The organism is Pseudomonas serboccidentalis (assembly GCF_028830055.1).
In the GTDB taxonomy this organism is placed as follows: Bacteria; Pseudomonadota; Gammaproteobacteria; order Pseudomonadales; family Pseudomonadaceae; genus Aquipseudomonas; species Aquipseudomonas serboccidentalis.
In genome coordinates this window covers 1826139-1844833 of record NZ_CP101655.1, presented here as the reverse complement: position 1 = coordinate 1844833, position 18695 = coordinate 1826139, and the positions used below count along the sequence as shown (strand labels likewise).

Below are 18695 nucleotides of genomic sequence, written 5' to 3'. Positions count from 1 at the left end.
TCATTTGCCCAATCACGTCAGGCTTCTATAGTGATCAGGCGCCCTCTGCCCTTTGCGCCTGCTGTCGAGCGTTGTCCATGACCCAGACCGAACACCTGATCATCTGCGAGCACTGCGATTGCGTGTACGAAAAAGTCGTGCTCGCCAAACACCAGAAAACCGCCTGCGTGCGTTGCGGTGGCGTGCTGCAGCGCTACAACGGTCTGACCGTCGAGCAACGCCTGGCCCTGAGTTTCACCGCGGCAATGCTCTGGCTGTTCGCCAATTTCTACCCGGTGATGAGCATCAGCATGAAGGGCCTGAAAAACAGCGCGACGCTGTGGGATTCGGTGCTGGCGCTGAGTCAGGGGCCGATCACGTTCATGGCGATGGTGGCGGCGATTTCGATCATCATCGCCCCGGCGTTTCAACTGGTGCTGTTGATCTGGGTGCTGAGTTTTGCCCTGTCCTCGCGGCGTGCGCCGGGGTTCAAGCTGTGCATGCGCTGGCTGGAAACGCTGCGCCCGTGGAGCATGCTTGAAGTCTGTCTGCTGGGGGCGATGGTCGCGGTGTTCAAACTGGCCGGGCTGCTCGATGTGCTGCCGGGCATCGGCCTGTTCGCCCTGGCGGTGTTGAGCCTGATGATGATCCGCATCGCCGGCCGCGATATTCGTGATTTGTGGGACATTCTATGAAGCGACCACCGACCGCCGGCGAACTCAACCTGTGCCTGTGCCACAGTTGCGGACTGGCCTGCGACATGACCGACGAACCCCACGAGTGCCCGCGTTGCGAGGCGCCACTGCATCGCCGCAAGATCAACTCCCTGACGCGCACCTGGGCGTACATGTTCGCCGCGCTGGCGTTTTATGTGCCGGCCAATCTGCTGCCGGTGATGAACACCGTGATGCTCGGCAACGGCGCCGACAGCACGATCATGAGCGGCGTGCTGGAGTTCTGGGAAAGTGGCGCGTGGGACATCGCCCTGATCATCTTTATCGCCAGTATCGCGGTGCCGGGGATCAAGTTCGTCGCCCTGACGCTGCTGCTGATCACCGTGCAGCGCAACAGTGACTGGGCGCGCCGTGAGCGTTCGAAGCTGTTTCGTTTCGTCGAACTGATCGGCTATTGGTCGATGCTCGACGTGTTGGTGGTCGCACTGGTCGCGGCGCTGGTGAAATTCCAGGCGCTGGGCGACATCGAACCACGACCGGGCATTCTGTTCTTCGGCCTGGTCGTAGTGTTCACCATGCTCTCGGCGATGAGTTTCGATCCGCGGTTGATCTGGGACAACGCCCCGGACGACGAGCCGCTCAGCGACGCACCACCTCCAGCAACACCTGCAACGGATGGCGCAACGCCTGATCCGACTGGCGCTTGACCTGACTGCGGCACGAGTAACCCGTGGCCAGCGCCTCACCGCGCTCGGCCGGCGCTGCGACCTGACTGGCCCAGGATTGCGCGTAGATCACCGCCGACGTTTCGCGGTTGCGCGCCTCGTGGCCGTAGGTGCCGGACATGCCGCAGCAACCGGTAGCCTGCGTCGCCAGTTTCAACCCGACCCGTTCGAACACCTGCTCCCACTGCCGGGTGGCAGCCGGTGCGTTGGTTTTCTCGGTGCAGTGCGCCAGCAGACGGAATGTCTGGGTCGCGTCGGCACTGGCCTGCTTCGGCACCACGTCGAGTAACCATTCCTGAACCAGCGCGACTTCCGGGCATTGCTGCAGGCCTGGCACTTTCAGGTATTCCTGGCGATAGACCAGGGTCATCGCCGGGTCCAGCCCCAGCAGCGGCACACCAACGTCGGCCAGCTCACGCAGTTGCTGCGCATTGCGCAATGCCGCGCGGTTGAACGCCGAGAGAAAGCCCTGCACATGCAGCGGCTTGCCGTTGGCACTGAACGGTGCCAGATACACCTGATAGCCCAGCCGCGAAATCAGCTCCAGCAGATCCGCCAGCAGCGGCGCCTCGAAGTAACGGGTGAACGCATCCTGCACCAGCACCACACTGCGCTCACGTTGCGCCGGGGTCAGCGACGACAAGGTCGAGACCGTCGCCGGCTGCACATTCCAGCGACGCAGCGCCGCGTGGAAATCAAAGCGGCTGAGCAACGGCACATCGACCATCCCGCCGAGACGTTCCAGCAGGTTGCGGACCAACGATGCGCCCATCAAACCGTTGTACAGCGCCGGAACCCGCGCCATGTACGGGATGCTGTACTCCAGCGAGGCGATCAGATAATCCCTCGCCGGACGCAGATAACGGGTGTGATACAGCTCGAGAAAGCGCGAACGGAATTCCGGCACATTGACCTTGACCGGACACTGCCCCGCGCAGGATTTGCACGCCAGGCAACCGGCCATGGCGTCATAAACCTCGTGGGAAAAGTCTGCGTCCTGGCGGCGGCTGTTGCGCCAGCGCGTCCACAAACTGCTGAAAAATGCCGGCCGGCGGATCGCATCGGACAGCACATCCACGCCCGCCTCGCCCTGCAAACGCAGCCATTCGCGGATCAGCGATGCACGGCCCTTGGGCGATTGCGCGCGCTCACGGGTGGCCTTCCACGACGGGCACATGGCGTCGTCGGGGTCGAAGTTGTAGCAGGCGCCGTTGCCGTTGCAATGCAGGGCCGCACCGTAGCTTTGCCAGACTTTTTCGTCGATCTGCCGATCCAGCTCGCCGCGCAGGGTTACCTCGTCGATCTTCAACAGCTGCGCATCGGTGTTGGCCGGGGTGGCGATCTTGCCCGGGTTGAACTGGTTGAACGGGTCGAACGCGGCTTTCAGGGCTTGCAGCGCCGGGTACAACTCACCGAAAAACGCCGGCGCGTATTCCGAGCGCAGGCCTTTGCCGTGCTCACCCCACAACAGGCCGCCGTAGCGCTGGGTCAGCGCCGCCACGCCATCGGACACCGGCCGCACCAGCGCCGCTTGCTGCGGATCCTTCATGTCGAGAATCGGCCGTACGTGCAACACGCCGGCATCGACATGGCCGAACATGCCGTACTGCAAACCGTGGCTGTCGAGCAGCTCGCGCAACTCGGCGATGTACTCGGCCAGGTGCTGCGGCGGCACCGCCGTGTCCTCGACAAACGGCTGCGGCCGCGCTTCACCGGCAACGTTGCCGAGCAGGCCCACCGCGCGTTTGCGCATGCCGTAAACCTTGTTCACCGCCGCCTGCCCGACCGCCAGCGTATGCCCCAGGCGTTCAACCGTAACGTCGCTGCTCAGGTGGTCGAGGAAGGCTTTGACCCGGCGCTGCAGGTCTTCAGGGTCATCACCGCAGAACTCCACCAGGTTGATCCCCAGCGTCGGCCGTTCGGTGCTTTCCGGGAAGTATTCGGCGACGCCGTGCCAGACGATGTCCTGCATCGCCAGCAGCAACACTTTCGAGTCGACGGTTTCAATCGACAAGGGCTTGAGCGCCATCAGCGCACGGGCATCACGCAATGCGTCCATGAACCCGGCGTAGCGGATGTTCACCAGCATGGTGTGTCTGGGGATCGGCAGCACATTGAGCCTGGCCTCGACCACAAACCCGAGCGAGCCTTCGGCGCCACACAACACGCTGTTGAGGTTGAAGCGATTGTCCGCCTCGCGCAGGTGCGCCAGGTCGTAGCCGGTCAGGCAGCGGTTGAGATCAGGAAAGCGCTGTTTGATCAGTTCGCCCTGCTCATCAATGATCTGCCGTGCGCAGCGGTAGACTTCGCCGACCCGGTCTTCGCGGGCACACAGCGCGGCCAGCTCGTCTTCGGCCAGTGCTGCGCCGTGCAGGCGCTCGCCGCCGCGCAGGACCATGTCGAGTTCCAGCACGTGGTCTCGGGTCTTGCCGTAGGTGCAACTGCCCTGGCCGCTGGCATCGGTGTTGATCATGCCGCCGACGGTGGCGCGGTTGGAGGTCGACAGCTCCGGGGCGAAAAACAGCCCGGCGGATTTCAGTGCGGCATTGAGCTGATCCTTGACCACCCCGGCCTGCACCCGCACCCAGCGCTCTTCGACGTTGATTTCCAGAATGCGGTTCATGTGCCGCGACAGGTCGACAACGAGGCCATCGGTCAGCGACTGACCGTTGGTGCCGGTGCCGCCGCCACGCGGGGTGATCACCACTTTCTGGTAAGCCGGCTCGGCGATCAGTCGTGCGACCCGCGCCACATCCTCGGCGTCCACGGGGAACACCGCCGCTTGCGGCAGGCGCTGGTAGATCGAGTTGTCGGTGGCGAGCACCACGCGGCTGGCGTAATCGGCACTGATCTCGCCGCGAAAGCCACTGGCTTTCAGGGCGTTGAGGAACTGCTGGTAATTGGCAGTCAATGCGGTGGCGGGCGACAGCTGGGCAATCATCGGTCAGGAAATCTCGGTCAAAAACGGGCCGTGTGGCGGTGAACAGTTGTGCGCAATGAATGATTGCGTCACGCTCCCGCCATCTCATGGTGCTTATGTTCATTGCTCGGCGCCGTTGGGACAAGCGTAAAATCGACCCGTAATCCATGACTAAAACGAATGAATCCGCGAACGCTCACCCCTTCCATGTCGTTGTTGCTGGCCTTCGAGGCCGCCGCGCGCCATGAAAGCTACACCCGCGCCGCCCATGAACTGTCGCTGACGCAAAGCGCGGTCAGCCGTCAGGTGCAGATTCTGGAAAAGATGCTCGGCATGCGCCTGTTCAGCCGCGAAGGCCGACAAGTGGTGCTGACCGATGTCGGGCGCATGTATCAGCGCGAACTGGCCGAAGCCCTCGGGCAGATCCGCAGCGCGACCTTGCAGGCCATGGCGTTTGGTTCGGGCATCCACAGCCTGCGCCTGGCGACGCTGCCAACCTTCGGCTCGAAATGGCTGCTGCCACGCCTCAAGGATTTCTACACCGCGCACCCGGGCATGACCGTGCACCTGCATTCGCGTATCGAAGCGATTGACTTCGACACCAGTGAGATCGACGCGGCAATCTGTGTTGGCGGCGGTGAATGGCCGGGGCTGACCGCCCTGCCCCTGCACACCGAAGAACTGGTGGTGATCGCCAGCGCGCAGTTGTCAGCGGCCGAGGTTCAGGACGCTGAACAACGGATTGCCGGACAGCTGCTGCTCAATGTCAGCAGCAATGCCCAGGCCTGGGCGGAATGGTTCACGCATCACGGCTTGCCGCATCGCAGCATGCGCATCGGGCCGAGCTTTGAAATGACCTCGCACCTGATTCAGGCTGTGCGAGCCAATATTGGCGTGGGTCTGGTACCGCGGATTCTGGTGGAGGATGAATTGCTCAACGGCGAGTTGCTGCAATTGGGACAACCGATCACCAGCCGGCGCAGCTATTACCTGGTGTATCCGCCGCGTAACGAGGCGTTGCCGTCGTTGAAGGCGTTTCGGGATTGGTTGGTGGATACGCTCTGACCGGAGATCCCACAAATGCAAAACATAACAAAACGCCGCTCGATGAGCGGCGTTCAGTCAATCCCTGTACTGACGCTTCAGCGGTGGCGGCGCACTCGGCCCTTTGACGAGGGGCTTGGCCAGCAGCTTGCCGTCTGGGCCATAAAAGAGGCGCCTGACGCTAGGCGGCATGGGAGTAGGCTCTTTTGCGCTCATGATGAAACCTCTTCGACAGCACTGAATTCGACCCACTGAACTTTCGAGGAATCTATCACTAATAGTTCGGCGCCAAAAGGCAACGCCACGCCATCCTCACCCAGCCAGCCGGGATTCAGCATGATGAACTGTCCCTCCAGGGGGCCGGAAGGCCACTCAACGGGCCAGCCAAACAATCGCCTTTCATCCGTCAAATGCAGCGTTACCAGCCGATTGTGGCGGACAAACGTGCTGTACCACTTGCTGGGATAAGAGTTTTTATTCGTTACATTTTTACTTCGTAACCATTTGTGCAATTTGTCGTTCGAAGCCAGAGCACACGACAACAAGCCGAGTCCCATTGAAACAATAAACGCCCACATAGCCTTGGCTTTGCCATCCCATTGCCCTACAGAAAAGCCCTTCGAGCCTATCCATAAGCCAATTGCCCCGATCCCCAACACCACCGCGTGAATCACAAACGTAAAAATCAACGCCTGCACAATCTGCCCAAACGTGTCAGGTCGCTTGAATGCAAAATCAGATCCGCGCCCCAGACTAAGCAACCCCCGCAAAACGCAAAAAAAAGCAGAAACCGTTGCTCCGGTTTCTGCTTTTTTGTAGCTGGCTTTTGTTACCGAAGCCTTGCGTTACAGGCAGTCACGCACCGACTTGCGCAACGACGCGGACTTGGCCCACGGGGGACCCTGATACAGGGAGACGCGGCTGCCGTCCTTGTACTTGATGACGTCGAGAATCTCGTCGGCGGTGACGATGCTCGGCGCGGTGATGCGATAGCCATTGGAGATCGCAGTCTGCGTGGTCTTCGGAATATCCTGCTGCCACAACGGCAACAAGCACGCGGCATAATCTTTAGGCGCCTTGGTGCTGGTCTTGCTGAGATTAGGCTCGCCCGGCACCAGCGATGCTGGCAACGAGCAACCAGCCAGTAATGCCAACGCCAAACTCCCGATCCATATCCGCATGGTGTTTCTCTGATCTTAAAAAAGCGAATGTACCTTGTAACTGGGTGCACATCCATCGTGGCACCACGCCAACGGGGAATCTGGACAAACATTTACATCCATTCGGCCCAGTGACAGACGAGCTGCGCATCATCGATGAAAAATCCCAGCTAATCTGTTCTACCGAGAATGTTCCGGAGGTGATCATGCGGCTCAACGAATACGAACACGAACTTCAGCGCGACCTGCAAGCCGTTGCATCGGATCTGAGATGGTCGGCGGTCGACCTCAAGCGCATAGCCGAACAACTGCGCAAGAGCGGCAATGAAGCGGATGCCCAGGCGGTACTCAGGTCTTGCGAGGTGCTGCAAAGCGATGAAGAACGGCTGCAACTGTATGCAAGGGAAGTGAAGACGCGCTCCATCAGCCGCACCAAAGTTCACTGACAACACCCTGCCCTCAACAAAAGCCCCGGCAATCACCGGGGCTCTTTCGTTACGTCAACTTCAACGCTCGGTGTGACTTCGCGTCCGCGCCGAGCGTTGTTTGTAACCCGGCAACGATGCGGCGTAAGCCAGTGCTTCTTCTCTGCTACCAAACGACGCAAGCCGGTCGCCCTGGGTACAAACCCGCCATGGGCCGTTGTTCACGCTGAGTACGTCGTAGCCGTTCATGTGCATCTTGTTCAGTACAGGAACGCTCATGGGCACCTCCTTTTCTGCCAACGATTGATTCAGCCATACCTTTTTACCTTACACCCTGCTCGCAACGGTGTGCCGACCGGGTGTCGCGACAGCGATGCGCCAAGGCGCTGGCACTTTCTGTTCGATCCGACGCTCAAAACCCAACGGAACCTTTAATCCGCGGGCCGGCTCGGATATTGCAGTTTTATTTCATTTTCATGACAAGCAGCAAACAGGTAACAGATGAAAGTACGCGCCACCGTCATTTGCGAACTGGATCGACACGTCCTCCTGGTGCGCAAACCCAGATGTCGCTGGACACTACCCGGCGGCAAGGTCGAGCCCGGAGAAAGCAAAGTCGGAGCAGCAACGCGCGAGTTGCAGGAAGAAACCGCACTGGATGCCGAGCAGATGCTGTACCTGATGGAATTGCACAGCGGCAGCACCCAGCATCATGTCTACGAGGCCTCAGTGCTGGATCTTGAGCAGTTGCGCCCGCAAAACGAGATCATCGAATGCATCTGGCATCCGCTGGATGCCGTGCAGAATCTGCCCACCAGCGACGCGACGTTACGCATCGTGCAGGCGTTTCAGCGGCGCTTGTGAGGTTTCAACCGGCGAATGCCCGACGTCCGGCGCTGATCTCGGCGCGCAATTCGCCAATGAAGTTGGAAATGTCGCGGATCGTCACCAGATGTTCCGGTGACACACCATTAAGCAACAGTTCGACTCGCCCGGACTCAGGCTCATACACCTTGATCCGCAACAGTCCCTGCTCCACTTGTGTGCATTCGCATTCAAGCGACGGAAAGCCGGATTCGACTATCCGGCAAATGTCGGCAATGGCTAGCATGGGCGCACGCCTCGCAGGCGATCAGTCGGTCGATCCGTTGAGCATAGATGAGCCCCCGGCGCCCTGCCGCCTGGCAACTGCCAACCCGATCACATTTGCGGTGCAGCCTTAATGGGCATCGTGGTCCCAGATCCAGTTCCAGATCCCCGGCAACTGCACCGGCTCCGAACTTTGCTCAACCGTGCGCGCCAACGCCGCTTTCTGCAGCGCCGCGTGATCATCGTAAAACGGCTTGTCCGCCAGCCTCACACCCGTGGCAGCAGCACTGTCGAGCAGGATCTGCAGGTATTCGCGGGTATGCCGCGCGGTATAGCGGTTGAGGTCGTGAAAGGTCACCACCACCGGAATCACCCCGTCCACGGTGGGAAATTCGCCGAGGGCAATCCGTTCGCGGACTTCCGATAGCTGGCGCAACATGTTCGCCCGACGTCGGGGGCTGGCATTGAAGCCCCAGATCTTGCCGTCATTGGCGCTCAAGTCGGTCAACAGCACGTGCAGACCATGCTGCTGATAGGCGGCGAAGGTGCGCTTGTCGTAATTCCAGAACGGCGGGCGCAGCAGGATCGGCGCAGCCCCGGTGATTGCGGCGATGTCGGCCGTGCCGTTGGTCAACGACTGCTCCAGTTCCTGCGGGTCGAGCAAGCGATGATTGGTGTGCCAATGGGTGGCGGTGTGGAATCCCAGGATGTGCCCTTCAGCATGTTCGCGCCGCATGATGCTGCGGCCAATTTCACTGTTGCCGGCCCGGGGAGCGCGGGTCTGGACGAAGAACACCGCTTTGATGTCCGGTTGCACCGGGTTGACCTTGAGGCTGTCGAGCACCGTCGCTGACGGGTTCCAGAAGCTTGAGGCGCTGGGACCGTCATCGTAGGTCAGCAGAAACCGCACCGGCGCCTGGGCCTTGAGGCGGGTTTCGGTTTGTGTGGTCAGTTCGACGGGGGCCGCGATGCAGCCGGCCAGACCTAGCGCGATGGCCGCTGCACACAGAAGCTTGAACGCGTATTTCATGTTTTGCCTTGCACCTGACCGTTGCGGCCCTGTTGTCGTCCGGCAAAAACTCCCTCGCCCTGATCCATCCCTGCGCCCGACTATTCGAGCCAGGTTTGGATAGGGTACACAGGCTTTGGTTCCGACGCTCGCTCAGTCAGTCAATACCTGTTGAAACGAGGTATCGATGATCCCGGCGGTGGCCAGCGGCGCCGGCAATGCCTTGACCTTGAACAGGAAGTCCGCGGTGCTTTGCAGGTCGGTTGCAGCCTGTTGATCCACCGGCCCAACGGTCATGTGCGCCTGGCGCAACCAGTGCCGCGACACCTGCTGATCGAGGTTGGCCTTCTTCGCCCACAGATCAGCGTACTCATCGGTATGGCTGTCGACCCAGGCACGGGCCCGCTTCAAACGCCCGAGAAAATCGGCAATCGCTTCACGTTTGCGGTCGATTGACGGCGCGGACGCGGCAATGGCGCTGAGGCCCGGCATCAGGTTTTTCGCGGTGAGAATCGGGCGCGCACCGGAAAACACGATTTGCTGGGAGATGTACGGTTCCCATACCGGGAAAGCATCAATGCTGCCCTGTGGCAACGCAGCCGCCGCGTCGATCGGCATCAACTTGACGAAGTCGACGTAGTTTTCCGGCAGACCGCCCTGCTCCAGAGCGCGCAAGGTCAATTGCTGACTCCAGGCGCCAGGCCAATAAGCGACCTTTTTGCCCTTCAGATCAGCAATGGTTTTCACCGGTGAATCTTTCGGCACCAGCAACGCAATGGTGTCCGGGTTCTGCCGTGACACACCGATCAGTTTCACCGGGGCCTGTTTGGCGGCGAGAAACAGAAAACCCGAATCCCCGAGAAAGCCCAGATCCAGCGAGCCGGTCTGTAACGCCTCGGCCAATGGCGCAGCGGCCTGAAAATGCTTCCAGTCGACGCTGTAAGGCGCGTCTTTCAATACACCGGAGGCTTCTATCGAGGCGCGGATGTTGTAGTAGTTCTGATCACCGACATGCAGGACCAAAGGCTCAGCGGCGTAGGAGAACGGTGCGGCGAACAGTCCGGCAATCAATGTGGTGCGGAGGAAACGGGAGAGCTTCATGGCGGGTCCTGCGATGGGATTTTGCATAGACCATAACGCTCTTGATTATTCATTTTTAAATTCGATTAATGCATAAGCTCAGCACCCTGAATGCTCACTGTTCGCTGCGCAACAGTCCCTTGGCACACTGTTGTTCCGGCAACAGTTGCCCACCGTGAAATCTGGTCAATCTCCCGTAAACACGGGCTTCGGCGCACATGGCACAGAGCCTGCAATATTCCACTCATGCAGGACGCAGCTGATAAAAATATCTTTTTTGACATAAAAAACAGTGCCTTTGCCGGAGCGCCCCATGACATCGTTCTTACCGTTTTCCCGTCTCAAAACGCTGCTGATCGCCAGCGCCATGGCGCTGAGCCTGCAACCGCTGGCCCACGCCGCCGAGGCGGCGCCCGCCGAGGTTCATCTGGATTACGCCTATTACTCCCCTGTGAGTCTGGTGCTCAAGCATTTCGGCTTCCTGGAAAAGGCCCTGCCGCAGACCAAAGTCAGTTGGGTGCTCAGCCAGGGCAGTAACCGTTCGCTGGAATACCTGAACAGCGGCGGCGTCGATTTCGCTTCCAGCGCCAGCCTCGCCGCCGTGCTGAGCCGCGCCAATGGCAGCCCGATCAAATCCGTCTACGTCTACAGCCGCGCCGAATGGACGGCATTGCTGGTACGCAAGGATTCGCCGTATCAAAGCATCGCCGATCTCAAAGGCAAGAAAATCGCCGCCACCAAAGGCACCGATCCTTACCTGTTCACCCTGCGCAGCCTGCAACAGGCCGGGTTGAAGAAAGACGATGTGGAGCTGGTGCACCTGCAGCACCCGGATGGCCGCACCGTGCTGGAAAAAGGTGACGTCGACGCCTGGGCCGGCCTCGATCCGCACATGGCCGCCAGTGAAGTACAGGCCGGTTCGCGCTTGCTGTATCGCAACCCGGCGTTCAACAGTTATGGCGTGGTCAGCGTCACAGAGCAGTACGCCAGGCAACATCCACAAACCATCGACACCGTGATCAACGCCTACGAGCAGGCCCGGCAATGGGCTCTGAAAAATCCTGACGAATTCGCCGCGCTGCTCGCCAAAGAGTCCGGTCTGCCGCTGGACGTGGCCAGGCTGCAACTGTCGCGCACCGACCTGAGCAGCCCGCAACTGACCGCCAACGACGTGCAGGCATCCAAGGCTGCGGCACCGATTCTGGTCTCCGAGGAACTGGTACGGCGTGGGGTGAATGTCGATCAAGTCATTGATCAGTTGCTCGACAGCGGCGTGCAGCAAGCCGTCGCCCGCCAGTAATTCACCAGACTCACCGCAAACCCGCGCCAGACGCGGACTCGCGGTGAGCGGAGCCCGCGTATGACCACTCGCAGTAACGAACTGCCCGCACCTCGCAGCTTGTCGAGGCCGCGCCCTTCTCCCCTCAACCCAGCGTGGCAGCGGCGCCTGAAAGGCCTGGCTCTGCCGCTGCTGATCGTGGTCGCCCTGGAGTTCATTGTGCGTATCGGCTGGCTGCCGGCCTACCAAATGCCGGCCCCCAGTGAAATCGCCCTGACCCTCACCGACCTCGCCGAAGGCGCCTTGTGGAAACACATCGGCGCCAGCCTGATCCGCGTGTTGCTCGGATTTGCGATTGGCGCCAGCCTGGCCCTGATGTTTGCCGCCTGGGTCGGCCTGAGCCGCGAAGCCGAGGCGTATCTGGAACCGACGTTCGCCGCCCTGCGCTCCATTCCGAGCCTGGCCTGGGTGCCGTTATTGCTGCTTTGGCTGGGCATCGATGAAACGTCGAAAATCGTGTTGATCGCCATCGGCGCGTTCTTTCCGGTGTACGTCAACGTGGTCGCGGCGATTCGCAACATCGATCGCAAACTGGTGGAGGTCGGGCACATTTATGGCTTCAGCCGCTGGCAACTGGTGCGACGGATTCTCTTGCCCGCCGCCCTGCCCGGCCTGTTCACCGGGCTGCGCAGCGGCATGAGCCTGGCGTGGATGTTTCTGGTGGCCGCCGAGCTGATCGCCGCCACCAAGGGCCTGGGCTATCTGCTCAGCGACGGTCGCGAAACCTCACGGCCAGACATCGTGCTGGCGGCAATCATCGTGCTCGCCTTGCTCGGCAAACTCAGCGATGGTGTGCTCGCGATGCTGGAACGCCGCTGGCTGGCCTGGCGCGACACGTTCACCGGTCAGGAGGCGAAGGGCTGATTGGGCACCGCCAACTAAGCTGAAAGCGTCCAACCGGAGATTCGGTTCATGTGCGGAAGACTCTCGCAGTACCGTGGCATTCACGACTTCGTCGCGGTGCTGAGCATTCCCGATGCGCTGATCAATCACGTCGGCGACGCGCCGCTGGCCCGCTACAACGCCGCGCCGACCACTGCACTCGCCGTCCTGCATCAGCACGATCAACAGCTCTACGCCGACAACCTGCGCTGGGGCTGGCGCCCGCACTGGGCCAAGGACCGCGCCGCACCGATCAACGCCCGCGCGGAGAAAGTCGCCCATGGTCCGTTCTTCCGGGCCATTTGGCGCCATCGGCTGATCGTGCCGATCGACAACTGGTTCGAATGGGTCGATGCCGCGGATAACACCCGACAGCCGTGGCTGATCCGTCGTGCAGATCACGGGGCGGTTTTCTGCGCAGCCATCGGCGAGTTTCCGACACCCGGCACGCCGATTCGGGAGGACGATGGTTTCGTGATTATCACCGCCAACAGCGTCGGTGGTTTGCTCGACATCCATGATCGGCGACCGGTGGTTTTTGCAGCAGAGCTGGCGCGCGAATGGCTCGACAGTGCCACACCGCTGGAGCGTGCGGAGCAGATGCTGCTGTTCGAAGGGGAAACCAGCGATGCCTTCGCCTGGCACAAGGTCGACAAGGCCGTTGGCAATTCACGCAACCAAGACGCTAGCCTGATTGAGGCAATCACCTAAAAATTCCCCGCCCTCAAGCGTTCCACCTGTAGGAGCTGCCGAAGACTGCGATCTTTGCTTTTGAACGGGAAAAGATCGCAGCCTTCGGCAGCTCCTACAGGTGACGCAAGATCTTTACAGAAGCTGTTTCATTGTTGAAACAGCCTGAAAAAACAGTCGTTTGAGCGAACTAACCGCCTGTCTGACATTTCAACCGTCATACATACATTTAGATGCACTACGGATAGCATGCGCGCCGCATTTCCAGTTGGCATACCGTTGACCAAAGAGTCAACAAACCAGGAATCCCCTACAACTTTACAAGCCTTGCAGAGAACTAAGTTGCGCGACGATTTTGCAATCAAACAGGCCAACGGCCTGGAGTGTATCTATCTGTCGATGACAGAACGCTTTCAACTCGACTGTTTTATCGGCCACTACATCAAGACCCGAAACCTGCGTTCAGTGCCGGACATCGAACGCACCCTGCGCACCACCCTCGAAAACTATCCCGGCCACCCGCCGGTGATGGTCAACGAACTCAACGCGTGGATCGACAGGACCTTGGGCTACCGGGCATCACACCCGGACTTCCCGAAGCTGGAAGACCTCTGAAAACAACGAAAAAGCCCCGCAATCGCGGGGCTTTTTTGCAAGTGGGCTTCAGAACTTCACATCGGGCCCGGTGAGCTCCTTGTCATCGTCGTGTTTCCACGTCTGTTCCTTGCGCTTCTCACGCTCGATCTCTTCTTCAGTCGGCTCATCGGTGTCTTCGTCTTCATCTTCGTCCGGACGCTCTTGCTCGGTCGTCATGTCCACCTCGCCTGCATAACAAGAAACCTGAATCCTTAAAGCGTAGAACAATTTCACCGCTGCAACTTACAACCACCAGCGCAGCAAAAAGAAAAACGCCATGCTCAATAGCATGCTGAGCAAAGTATTGCGGGTGTACAGCACCAGCCCGATCGCCACCAGCGAACTAAGCAGATACGGATTATCCCATTGCAGATTCAATTGCTTGTCGGGCATGAACACGATGGGCCCGCAGATCGCCGTCAACATCCCCGGCACGGCAAACCCGAGAAACTGCCGTGCATTGCTGCTCAAACGCACCGGCAGACGCGGTTCGAGAAACACGTAACGGTTGAGGAACACCAGAATCCCCATGCCAAAAATCACTGCCCAGATCATCATGTGCGCTCCCGATACAGCTTGTTGCAGACAAAGCCTGCGGTCATTCCGGCCAGCCCCGACAGCACCAGTGCCGAGCCCCACTGCCAATAGCTGAATAGCACCGAGCAGAACAACGACACCGCCACACACACCACAGTCGGCACGTTGCGCACCACCGGTGTGATCAGCGCGATAAACGTCGCGGCAATCGAGAAGTCCAGGCCCAGATGCTCAAGCCCCGGAATGCTGCTGCCCAATACAATGCCGGCCAGAGTGAAGAGGTTCCAGGCGATGTAGAACGTCAGGCCGACACCCAATGCGTACCAGCGATTGAACTGCTGACGGTCATGCTGGCTGGTCAGGGCGAAGAGTTCATCGGTGAGCAGAAAACCCAGACCGATGCGCCAGCGCCCGGGCAACGGCGAAATCACCGAACGCATGCTCATCCCGTACAGCAAGTGCTGCGAGGTCAGCAGCAACGTGGTCAGCAGAATCGAGAAAACCCCGGCACCGCCCTTGAGCATGCCGATCGCCACCAGTTGCGCAGCCCCCGCGAACACGATGCTCGACAAGCCTTGCCCCTGCAGCGGCGTGAGATTGGCTTCGATCGCCATGGAGCCGGCCAGCAGCCCCCACGGCGCCGTCGCCAGCGATAACGGCATGATGGCCGCAGCGCCGCGAAGAAACGCACTGCGCGGCATAAGTGAGTCAGACATAACGCTCTTCAACCGAGGAAACGGTCGCAGACTCTGCCAGTAAATGCCCGTTCGCGGCTTGAACAATCTTGCGCACTTGCACTAAATCGCAGCGCCCTGGCGCCGCTGTCGGCGTACCATGGAGCCCTTCACAATCGCGTCAGGGAGACGACATGCTGTACCGAATCGCAGCCGACGGGCTGGTGCTGTTTCATTTGTCATTCATTCTGTTCGTGCTGTTCGGCGGGCTGCTGGTGCTCAAGTGGCCGCGCGTGCTGTGGCTGCATTTGCCGGCCGCCGCGTGGGGCGTGGCGGTCGAGGTGTTGCACCTGACCTGTCCGCTGACCTACTGGGAAAACCTGATGCGCCACGCCGCCGGGCAGACCGAATACGCCGGCGGCTTCATCGAGCACTACATCTGGCCGATCATCTACCCCGCCGGACTGACGCCGCAGATCCAGCTGGCACTGGGCAGCGTGGTGCTGGTGATCAACCTGCTGGTCTATGGGCGCCTGATCCGCTCGTGGAAACTGCGCCGCGCCAGCCGCATCCCGTTTTAACGCGCAGCCGGTTTCAAGGCTTGCAACCAGGCCGGGTCCAGGCGCTTCTGGTCGATATCCAGACCCAGCGCCTGCATCCGTTCCTTGTGCGCTTCGACTTCCCGGTGCAATTGCGCATGATCACTGGAGTTGCCATCGAGTTCATGCATCTGGGTCAGCCCCAGATGATAGAAACGCAGCACTTTCATCGCCGTCGGATCGCTCTGCTCCACCGCCGCTGTCACCTGATGCATCACGTTGGTCACGCTCATCAGGCTGCGCTTGAGCCGCCAGCTATAGACCGCCGGCGCCATCCACGCCTGATGCCAGAACTGCCCGCGCATCAGCGCCGCCGTCAGCAGAAACGCCACGAATACCCCGCCGACGTTGAAGCGCAGATTATCGCCACCGGGTTCGCCGAACAGCGCGACCGCTGCCGTGGAAAACACCATCGCCAGCACCAGGAACAGCACGGCAATGATCAGCGTGCTGCGGCGGGTCTGCTGGCGAAACGTTGCTGCGTCCATCGGCTGAATCTCGAACATCGGGCATGACTTCCTTGAGCGATAAAAAGGGCAACGGAAAAAACTCGCTGCGCATTATCGCCTCTCTCCGCGATTTAGCTATGCTGGGAGCCCTTTTCATCTTTTCAGCGTCCAACGGGGACATGGCGGTATAGCGCAGATCGTGCCATCTTCATTCATGGATACACACTATTCGGATGCCATTTGCCAGCTATTGGAATGACATCGTTTTAAGGATCATTGCATGACCCAACGACACGTAATCAACGCCTCGGTCAGCCCGAAAGGCAGCCTGGAAACCCTTTCTCAACGTGAAGTCCAGCAACTGAGCGAAGCCGGATCCGGCAGCACCTACACCCTCTTCCGCCAGTGCGCCCTGGCCATCCTCAATACCGGCGCCCATGTCGACAACGCGAAAACCATTCTGGAAGCCTACAAGGACTTCGAAATCCGTATTCACCAGCAGGATCGCGGCGTGCGCCTCGAACTGCTGAACGCCCCGGCCGACGCCTTCGTCGACGGTGAAATGATCGCCAGTACCCGCGAGATGCTGTTCAGCGCCCTGCGCGACATCGTCTACACCGAAAACGAACTCGACAGCCAACGCATCGACCTCAGCACTTCGCAAGGCATCAGCGACTACGTGTTCCACCTGCTGCGCAACGCGCGCACCCTGCGTCCGGGCGTGGAGCCGAAAATCGTCGTGTGCTGGGGCGGTCACTCGATCAACACCGAAGAATACAAATACACCAAAAAGGTCGGCCACGAACTGGGCCTGCGCAGCCTCGACATCTGCACCGGTTGCGGTCCCGGCGTGATGAAAGGCCCGATGAAGGGCGCGACCATCGCCCACGCCAAACAACGCATTCACGGCGGGCGCTACCTGGGTCTGACCGAGCCGGGCATCATCGCCGCCGAAGCGCCGAACCCGATCGTCAATGAGCTGGTGATCCTGCCGGACATCGAGAAGCGTCTGGAAGCGTTCGTGCGTGTCGGCCACGGCATCATCATCTTCCCGGGCGGCGCCGGTACCGCCGAAGAGTTCCTGTACCTGCTGGGCATCCTGATGCACCCGGACAACGAAGGCCTGCCGTTCCCGGTGATCCTGACCGGGCCGAAACATGCCGCGCCGTATCTGGAACAACTCGATGCGTTCGTCACCGCCACCCTCGGCGATGCCGCGAAGCAGCACTATCAGATCATCATCGACGACCCGGCCGAAGTCGCCCGGCAGATGACCGCCGGCCTCAAGGCGGTGAAGCAGTTCCGTCGCGAGCGCAACGACGCGTTCCACTTCAACTGGCTGCTGAAGATCGACGAAAGCTTCCAGCGTCCGTTCGATCCGACCCACGAGAACATGGCCAATCTCAAGCTGCACCGCGACCAGCCAGCCCACGAACTGGCAGCCAATCTGCGCCGCGCGTTCTCCGGAATCGTGGCCGGCAACGTCAAGGACAAGGGCATCCGCCTGATCGAAGAACACGGGCCGTATCAGATCCGCGGTGACGCGGTGATCATGCAACCGCTCGATGCGCTGCTCAAAGCCTTCGTCGCCCAACACCGGATGAAACTGCCGGGCGGCGCGGCGTATGTGCCGTGCTATCGCGTGGTGGCCTGATTTTTCAGCCCCCTCCCACAGTTGTTTTGTGTGATGCCCACCATTGCGCAAACACCTGCATTCCCTGTGGGAGCGGGCTTGCTCGCGAAAGCGGCAGGTCTGCCAGCCTCATCTTTGAATGACCCACCGCATTCAGGAGCAAGCTCCGTTCCACCGTTGTTTTGCAGGAACCCGGCATTACCGATCAGCCTTGTTATCTGACACATAAGCCCCCCAGATTCCCCGGGACAGCCACACCTCGTGCGTACTAAGCTACGCGTTTGCTTTTTCAGGGACGATTCATGAAACGGATTGCCGCGTGCCTGCTGTCGTGCCTGGCCCTGGCGGCCAATGCGGCAGACCTGCAACTGCTCACCGACAACCACCCCCCCCTGCATTTTCAGCAAGGCGATCAACTGGTGGGTTACGGCGTGGAGGTGGTGCGCGCGCTGGCCGAACAGACCGGCGACCGGATCAGCCTGCAACAAGTGCCGTTACTGCGCGCCCTGCGCACCGCCAGCGAAACCCCGAACACCGGGGTATTCACCGTCCTGCGGACCGACGAGCGCGATGAGCGCTACCAATGGGTCGGGCCGCTGATCGAAGTCGAAACCGCCCTCTACGGACACGCCTACAGCCAACCGCCGGTACGCTCACTGCAGGAGGCCGATCAGGCGGGGCGCATCAGCGTGCCGCGCAAATGGCTGATCTACAGCTACCTGCAACAGCAAAACCTGAAGAACCTCGACGGCGTCGAAACCCCTGAACAGATGATGCGTCTGTTCAGCCTGGGCCGGACCGACTTCGTGGTCTCCGACACCCTGTCCACCGCCGCACTCGCCCGCACCCAGGGCATGGAACCAGGGCGCTTGCAATATCAGATCTCGCTGATGCATCAGGACACTTACATTGCCTTCTCGCTGCAGACCGATCCACAGCAGGTCGCACGCTGGCAACAGGCACTGGAAACCTTGCGCACCGATGGCCGCCTGGAGCAGATCCGCCAGCGCTGGCTGATGAATAACTTGCCCAGATAACTGAACTGCACCGTTCAACTGTAGGAGTGAGCCTGCTCGCGATGGCGGTGGATCAAACGCACCAATGTTGAATGTGCCGACGCCATCGCGAGCAGGCTCACTCCTACAAGGTGC

General features: G+C 60.4%; 23 protein-coding genes. 12 read left to right on the top strand and 11 right to left on the bottom strand.

Annotated features, from left to right (window positions below; translation table 11 throughout):
• Positions 1 to 77 precede the first annotated feature (77 nt).
• A complete protein-coding gene (locus NN484_RS08585) occupies positions 78 to 674 on the top strand; it encodes a paraquat-inducible protein A (protein ID WP_127651440.1) in 597 nt (198 codons plus the stop codon).
• The gene (locus NN484_RS08580) at positions 671 to 1360 is read left to right on the top strand and encodes a paraquat-inducible protein A (RefSeq protein ID WP_127651441.1); all 690 of its coding nucleotides are present in this window, start codon (positions 671 to 673) and stop codon (positions 1358 to 1360) included. The genes NN484_RS08585 and NN484_RS08580 overlap by 4 nt, the downstream gene beginning before the upstream one ends.
• On the opposite strand, the gene ydiJ is transcribed toward NN484_RS08580, so the two are convergent.
• On the bottom strand, positions 1293 to 4319 hold the full coding sequence (gene ydiJ, locus NN484_RS08575; protein ID WP_274658888.1) for a D-2-hydroxyglutarate dehydrogenase YdiJ: 3027 nt from the start codon (positions 4317 to 4319) through the stop codon (positions 1293 to 1295). The two genes, NN484_RS08580 and ydiJ, sit on opposite strands and share 68 nt — an antisense overlap.
• A gap of 159 nt (positions 4320 to 4478) precedes the next feature.
• Between ydiJ and NN484_RS08570 the strand changes: the two genes are divergently transcribed.
• Entirely contained in the window at positions 4479 to 5363 is an 885-nt protein-coding gene (locus tag NN484_RS08570) for a LysR substrate-binding domain-containing protein (protein WP_274658887.1), read from the top strand.
• Positions 5364 to 5554: 191 nt separating this feature from the next.
• Here NN484_RS08570 and NN484_RS08565 read toward each other — a convergent pair whose 3' ends face one another.
• The gene (locus NN484_RS08565) at positions 5555 to 6103 is read right to left on the bottom strand and encodes a DUF6338 family protein (RefSeq protein ID WP_274658886.1); all 549 of its coding nucleotides are present in this window, start codon (positions 6101 to 6103) and stop codon (positions 5555 to 5557) included.
• Between the two features lie 84 nt (positions 6104 to 6187).
• The gene (locus tag NN484_RS08560) at positions 6188 to 6523 is read right to left on the bottom strand and encodes a hypothetical protein (RefSeq protein ID WP_127651444.1); all 336 of its coding nucleotides are present in this window, start codon (positions 6521 to 6523) and stop codon (positions 6188 to 6190) included.
• A 185-nt stretch (positions 6524 to 6708) separates the two neighbouring features.
• On the opposite strand from NN484_RS08560, the gene NN484_RS08555 reads away from it, so the two are divergent.
• Entirely contained in the window at positions 6709 to 6948 is a 240-nt protein-coding gene (locus tag NN484_RS08555) for a hypothetical protein (RefSeq protein WP_027612987.1), read from the top strand.
• Positions 6949 to 7008: 60 nt separating this feature from the next.
• Here the strand turns inward: NN484_RS08555 and NN484_RS08550 are convergent, their stop codons facing one another.
• Positions 7009 to 7206 carry a DUF2188 domain-containing protein gene (locus NN484_RS08550; RefSeq protein ID WP_274658885.1) on the bottom strand — a complete coding sequence of 66 codons (198 nt, stop codon included), beginning with the start codon at positions 7204 to 7206 and terminating at the stop codon, positions 7009 to 7011.
• Between the two features lie 222 nt (positions 7207 to 7428).
• Between NN484_RS08550 and NN484_RS08545 the strand changes: the two genes are divergently transcribed.
• Positions 7429 to 7791 carry an NUDIX hydrolase gene (locus NN484_RS08545; protein WP_215499619.1) on the top strand — a complete coding sequence of 121 codons (363 nt, stop codon included), beginning with the start codon at positions 7429 to 7431 and terminating at the stop codon, positions 7789 to 7791.
• A gap of 4 nt (positions 7792 to 7795) precedes the next feature.
• Here NN484_RS08545 and NN484_RS08540 read toward each other — a convergent pair whose 3' ends face one another.
• The 3 genes from NN484_RS08540 to NN484_RS08530 form a co-directional block, all read right to left on the bottom strand.
• Entirely contained in the window at positions 7796 to 8038 is a 243-nt protein-coding gene (locus NN484_RS08540) for a DUF1652 domain-containing protein (protein WP_127651447.1), read from the bottom strand.
• A 108-nt stretch (positions 8039 to 8146) separates the two neighbouring features.
• Positions 8147 to 9046: a polysaccharide deacetylase family protein gene (locus NN484_RS08535; RefSeq protein WP_274658884.1), complete on the bottom strand. Its 900-nt coding sequence runs from the start codon at positions 9044 to 9046 to the stop codon at positions 8147 to 8149.
• A 132-nt stretch (positions 9047 to 9178) separates the two neighbouring features.
• Positions 9179 to 10126, bottom strand: coding sequence for an ABC transporter substrate-binding protein (locus NN484_RS08530; protein WP_274658883.1), 948 nt, complete (start codon positions 10124 to 10126; stop codon positions 9179 to 9181).
• Between the two features lie 292 nt (positions 10127 to 10418).
• Between NN484_RS08530 and NN484_RS08525 the strand changes: the two genes are divergently transcribed.
• From NN484_RS08525 to NN484_RS08510, 4 genes are all read left to right on the top strand, one after another.
• A complete protein-coding gene (locus NN484_RS08525) occupies positions 10419 to 11405 on the top strand; it encodes an aliphatic sulfonate ABC transporter substrate-binding protein (RefSeq protein WP_274658882.1) in 987 nt (328 codons plus the stop codon).
• A 60-nt stretch (positions 11406 to 11465) separates the two neighbouring features.
• Positions 11466 to 12308, top strand: a complete 843-nt coding sequence (locus tag NN484_RS08520; RefSeq protein WP_274658881.1) for an ABC transporter permease — start codon at positions 11466 to 11468, stop codon at positions 12306 to 12308.
• A gap of 48 nt (positions 12309 to 12356) precedes the next feature.
• Positions 12357 to 13037 (top strand): SOS response-associated peptidase, encoded by a 681-nt coding sequence (locus NN484_RS08515; protein ID WP_274658880.1) that lies wholly within the window; start codon positions 12357 to 12359, stop codon positions 13035 to 13037.
• A 321-nt stretch (positions 13038 to 13358) separates the two neighbouring features.
• The gene (locus tag NN484_RS08510) at positions 13359 to 13631 is read left to right on the top strand and encodes a hypothetical protein (protein ID WP_127651453.1); all 273 of its coding nucleotides are present in this window, start codon (positions 13359 to 13361) and stop codon (positions 13629 to 13631) included.
• 48 nt (positions 13632 to 13679) lie between these two features.
• On the opposite strand, the gene NN484_RS08505 is transcribed toward NN484_RS08510, so the two are convergent.
• The 3 genes from NN484_RS08505 to NN484_RS08495 form a co-directional block, all read right to left on the bottom strand.
• Positions 13680 to 13829 carry a hypothetical protein gene (locus NN484_RS08505; protein ID WP_164747892.1) on the bottom strand — a complete coding sequence of 50 codons (150 nt, stop codon included), beginning with the start codon at positions 13827 to 13829 and terminating at the stop codon, positions 13680 to 13682.
• 66 nt (positions 13830 to 13895) lie between these two features.
• Entirely contained in the window at positions 13896 to 14207 is a 312-nt protein-coding gene (locus NN484_RS08500; protein ID WP_177327350.1) for an AzlD domain-containing protein, read from the bottom strand.
• A complete protein-coding gene (locus NN484_RS08495; protein WP_127651455.1) occupies positions 14207 to 14905 on the bottom strand; it encodes an AzlC family ABC transporter permease in 699 nt (232 codons plus the stop codon). Before NN484_RS08495 ends, NN484_RS08500 begins: the two co-directional genes overlap by 1 nt.
• Positions 14906 to 15057: 152 nt before the next feature.
• On the opposite strand from NN484_RS08495, the gene NN484_RS08490 reads away from it, so the two are divergent.
• Positions 15058 to 15444: a DUF2784 domain-containing protein gene (locus tag NN484_RS08490; protein ID WP_215499603.1), complete on the top strand. Its 387-nt coding sequence runs from the start codon at positions 15058 to 15060 to the stop codon at positions 15442 to 15444.
• Here NN484_RS08490 and NN484_RS08485 read toward each other — a convergent pair.
• On the bottom strand, positions 15441 to 15968 hold the full coding sequence (locus NN484_RS08485; protein ID WP_215499601.1) for a DUF3087 domain-containing protein: 528 nt from the start codon (positions 15966 to 15968) through the stop codon (positions 15441 to 15443). The genes NN484_RS08490 and NN484_RS08485 overlap by 4 nt on opposite strands.
• A 223-nt stretch (positions 15969 to 16191) precedes the next feature.
• Between NN484_RS08485 and ppnN the strand changes: the two genes are divergently transcribed.
• The gene (ppnN, locus tag NN484_RS08480) at positions 16192 to 17565 is read left to right on the top strand and encodes a nucleotide 5'-monophosphate nucleosidase PpnN (RefSeq protein WP_127651458.1); all 1374 of its coding nucleotides are present in this window, start codon (positions 16192 to 16194) and stop codon (positions 17563 to 17565) included.
• A gap of 281 nt (positions 17566 to 17846) precedes the next feature.
• Complete coding sequence (locus tag NN484_RS08475; RefSeq protein ID WP_274658879.1) at positions 17847 to 18581, top strand: substrate-binding periplasmic protein; 735 nt, start codon at positions 17847 to 17849, stop codon at positions 18579 to 18581.
• The last annotated feature ends 114 nt before the right edge of the window (positions 18582 to 18695 follow it).